The sequence below is a fragment of the Micromonospora sp. genome, from assembly GCF_048594385.1.
Classification (GTDB): domain Bacteria; phylum Actinomycetota; class Actinomycetes; order Mycobacteriales; family Micromonosporaceae; genus Micromonospora; species Micromonospora wenchangensis.
On the sequence record NZ_JBMDWU010000615.1, the window covers coordinates 1 to 4,210 of the forward strand.

The window sequence follows — 4,210 nt, forward strand, 5'->3', positions numbered from 1 at the left end:
GGGCCGCGCGCGGGGGCCCAGCCCGACCCCCGCCTACATCAGCCCGGGGGGCGGCCCGAAGACCCCGCCCGGCCCCCCCGGGGGGGCCCACCGTTGCGGGGGGCCCCGCGGGGGCGACGGGCGGGTGGGACGGTCCGGCGACGGCGCCGTCCCACCCTGCCCGGTCGGTACGCTGCCGAGGGCAGACGTCATCGGGACAGTTCCTTCGCGTACTCGGCCTGGACCGCCTTCACGTACCCCTCGGGGGTCTGCTGACCGGCGATCAGCTTCTGCATCTCGGGCGTGATCGCGGCGGCGAAGATGCCACCGGTGGCGTTGGCGGTGAAGTCCACCGCGCCGTTCTCCTCACCGAGCTGCTGCGACGCCTTCAGCGTCTCGGCCAGCACGGTGCCGGGGGCGGCGGCCGGCACGGGCAGGTCGCTCGGGCCACCCGGGCTGGAGCCGCCGATCTTGACCGCGATCTCGCGGGCGGTGGCGTTGGTGTGCGCCCAGTTCAGGAAGTACGCCGCGGCGTCGGGGTTCTTGGCCTTGGCGCCGATGCCGAAGGTGTTCGGGGCGGACATCGCCACGTGCTTGCCACCGGCCGACTCGGTCGGGAACAGGAAGAAGCCGACGTTGCCCGGCATCGTCTTGTCGAGGTTGGCCGACTCCCAGTCACCGTTGAACATGAACAGGCCGTTGTTCTTCTGGAACTCGCCCACCATGCTCGCGTAGTCCAGCGCGTTGGCGTCCTTCGGGAAGTAGCCGGCCTGGGCCCACTTCTGGATGGTCTGGGTGGCCTTGAGCGCGGCCGGGGTGTCGAACGTCGCGCCCGGCTTCTGGAAGATCCAGTCGGCCACCTGGGCCGGGTCGCCGAACTGGTTCTGCAACGCCTGGTGCGGGAAGTTGATGCCCGCGGTGTTCTTGTTGAACTGCATGATCGGCTGCACGCCGGCGGTCTTGGCCTTGGCCAGCAGCTCCTCGAACTCGGCGATGGTGGCCGGCGGCTGGGTCATCCCGACCTGCTCGGCCAGCTTCTTGTTGTAGAACACCCCGGTGACGCTGTAGCCGAGGCCCATCCCCCACAGCGACCCGGTGCCCCGGGTGGTGCCGCCGTCGCCGACCCGCAGCTGCACCAGCTGGGAGGCGGGGAACTTGTCCCAGCCGTACGCGGTGAAGTACGGGTCGAGGTTCTTGAGCAGGTCGTCCTTGACCAGGTCGACCATCGTGGGGAGCCGGATGATGTCGGGCGAGTTGTCCGAGGCCATCACCCGGGGCGCGTTCTCCACGATGACCGTGAACTGGTCCTCACGGATGTTGAACTTGACGTTCGGGTGCTGCTTGGTGAACTCGTCGGCCAGCGCCTTGGCCAGCGGGAAGCCGGTCTCGGCGTACATCTCCAGGGTGATCGGGTCGCTGCCCAGCTCGGTGCTGACGGTGGCGTCGCCGCCGGTGCGCGGCGCGTCGTCGGCCCCGGGGGCGCTGCACGCCGTGGCGGCCAGCCCCAACGCCAGCACGGGGGCCAGGAGCGCCGTCCGGCGGGAGAACCTTGCCAGTGGTGTAGCCAATTGAGGACTCCTCGACTCTTCCGTGCGTGCCCCGGCCGCGGTGCGGGCCGAGCCGGCAGACCGTTACGGTGGGTGACCAGCCGCAACAGTACGTCGCCGTCGGCGTGCCGCCGCAGCACGCGTTTTCGTTACCGATGACCATGCCGAGGGTCACCGAGGGTGCCGCCCGACCTGTCAAAAGTAGCCGCTAAACTGATTTAGCAGAGCATGCGCGCGGCGACCTGAGCTGTCAAGGACCAAAAGGCAACGGTCCGGAAACATCCGGTTCACGCTCGGCCACCCGCTCCACCGGCCGTCGCGGGTGGTGACCGACACACACCCGGGGTGACCGCCGGCACCGGGCCGGGCCGGACCACGCATCATGATGGGCGGGAGCGCGGCCGCGACGCCGCCGGCGATTCGGAGGACTGATGGGCCGCAACAGAGCAACCCTGGCCGACGTCGCGCGGCGGGCCGGGCTGTCCAAGACCGCCGCGTCGATGGTCCTCAACGGCCGGGAGGGCACCCGGCTGTCGGCCGAGGCGCACCAGCGCGTCTTCGCCGCCGCCGAGGAACTCGGCTACCGGCCCAACCTGGCGGCCCGCAGCCTGCGTACCCGCAAGACCGCCACCATCGCGTTCGTCTCCGACATCGTCGCCACCACCCGGTTCGCCGGCGGCCTCATCCGGGGCGCGCTCGACGCCGCCCGGGAGCGGGACCACGTGCTGCTCATCACCGAGACGCAGGGCGACGCCACCTTCGAGCAGTACGCCATCGAGGCGATGCTCGACCGGCAGGTCGACGGCGTGATCTACGCCGCGATGGCCACCCGCCGGCTGACCGTACCCCCGGCCATCCTCGGCGGACCGGTGGTGCTGCTCAACGCCACCAGCCCCGACGAGCTGCCCTGCGTGCTCCCCGACGACGAGCGGGCCGGCCGTACGGTCACCACCGCCCTGCTCGACCACGGCCACCGGGACCGGATCGCGCTGATCGGCCGCAACCGGCTCAAGGAGGACGACGCCGAGGTCTCGCTCGCCGCGCGGGCCCGGCTGCGCGGCGTCCAGCGGGCGCTGGACGACGCCGGGGTCGACCTGCTGACCGAGTGCTTCTGCGCCGAGTGGCTGCCCGAACACGGCTACGCCGCGATGCGGACGCTGCTGGGCCGACCGACCCGACCCACCGCGATCATCTGCATGAACGACCGGTTGGCCTTCGGCGCCTACCAGGCGCTCGCCGAGGCGGGGCTGACCGTCCCGGACGACATCTCGGTGGTCTCGTTCGACGACGACCCGATCGCCGCCTGGCTGCGTCCCGGCCTGTCCACCACCGCGCTGCCGCACGAGCAGATGGGCCGGCGGGCGGTCGAGATCCTGCTCGACGGGGGTGGGGCCGCGCCGTCGCTCGTGCCCATGCCGCTGCGCCGCCGCCGCTCCCTGGCCGCCCCGGCCTAGCCCTCCCCCACCGCCCGCCGAACCGCGCCCACACCGGTCGTCGCAGGAGTGCCGACCTGGCCGCTAAAACGATTTAGTGCTAGCTTCCCCGGCATGCTACGTCTACCCGACCACTGGGTGTGGGACAGCTGGTACGCCCGGGACGACACCGACCGGTGGCACGCGTTCTTCCTGCGCGCCTCCCGCGCCCTGCACGACCCGCACCGCCGGCACCGCCGCGCCACGATCGGCCACGCCGTCTCCACGGACCTGCGCACCTGGCAGCTCGTCGCCGACGCGATCGTGCCGGCCGACGCGCCGAGCTGGGACGACCTCGCGACCTGGACGGGGTGCACGGTGCGCGGCCCGGACGGGCGGTGGTACCTGTTCTACACCGGGGTCGGCCGGGCCGAGGACGGGCTGGTGCAGCGGATCGGCCTGGCCGTCTCCGACGACCTGACCACCTGGCACCGGCACGGCACCGGACCGCTGGTGGAGGCCGACCCCACCTGGTACGAGCTGCTCGACCGGAACCTCTGGTACGAGCAGGCCTGGCGTGACCCGTGGGTGTTCCCCGACCCGGACGGCGACGGATGGCACATGCTCGTCACCGCCCGGGTGAACACCGGCCCGGCCGAGGCCCGGGGCGTCGTCGGGCACGCCACCTCACCGGACCTGCTGCACTGGACCGTGCAGCCGCCGTTGTCGGTGCCCGCCGGATTCGGGCACCTGGAGGTGCCGCAGGTCGCCGTCGTGGACGGGCAACCGCTGCTGCTGTTCTCCACCGACGCCGCCGGCACCCGCCGCGACGGCCACCGGATCTGGGCGGTCGAGGGGCACGACGTACGCGGCCCGTGGGACATCGCCACGGCCCGCCCGTTCCCGCACCCGCACCTCTACGCTCCCCGGCTGGTCGCCGGCCCCACCGGCGACTGGTCCCTGATCGGGTTCCTCGACCACGTCGACGGAGAGTTCGTCGGCGCGCTGACCGACCCGATCCCGGTCCGCTACCGGGCCTCCACCGGGCTGACCCCGGTCGGCACGCCCGCCGCCACCGCGACCGGCTGAGGAGTCTCCGACCACCGCCCGGTCGTCCGTCCGGGCGGGACGACGCCCACCGCCACGTCGACGGGGGTGTCGGACGACCGGGCCCGGACGGTGCCCGCACCACACCGTCCGGGTCCGGCAACCACCGGTGGTGGGGGGGGCGGGCGGGGGGGGGGGGGGGGGGGGGGGGGGGGCGGGGCGCGC

3 protein-coding genes are annotated in these 4,210 nt (G+C 72.8%); 2 read left to right on the plus strand and 1 reads right to left on the minus strand.

The genetic code is table 11. The annotated features are described in order from the left end of the window. Nucleotides 1-188: 188 nt before the first annotated feature. Entirely contained in the window at nucleotides 189-1,547 is a 1,359-nt protein-coding gene (locus ACOJTC_RS32255; RefSeq protein ID WP_357935967.1) for an ABC transporter substrate-binding protein, read from the minus strand. A gap of 410 nt (nucleotides 1,548-1,957) precedes the next feature. Between ACOJTC_RS32255 and ACOJTC_RS32260 the strand changes: the two genes are divergently transcribed. Next, on the plus strand, nucleotides 1,958-2,980 hold the full coding sequence (locus ACOJTC_RS32260; protein ID WP_420119720.1) for a LacI family DNA-binding transcriptional regulator: 1,023 nt from the start codon (nucleotides 1,958-1,960) through the stop codon (nucleotides 2,978-2,980). A 93-nt stretch (nucleotides 2,981-3,073) separates the two neighbouring features. Then, nucleotides 3,074-4,027, plus strand: coding sequence for a family 43 glycosylhydrolase (locus ACOJTC_RS32265; protein WP_420119721.1), 954 nt, complete (start codon nucleotides 3,074-3,076; stop codon nucleotides 4,025-4,027). Nucleotides 4,028-4,210: the final 183 nt, after the last annotated feature.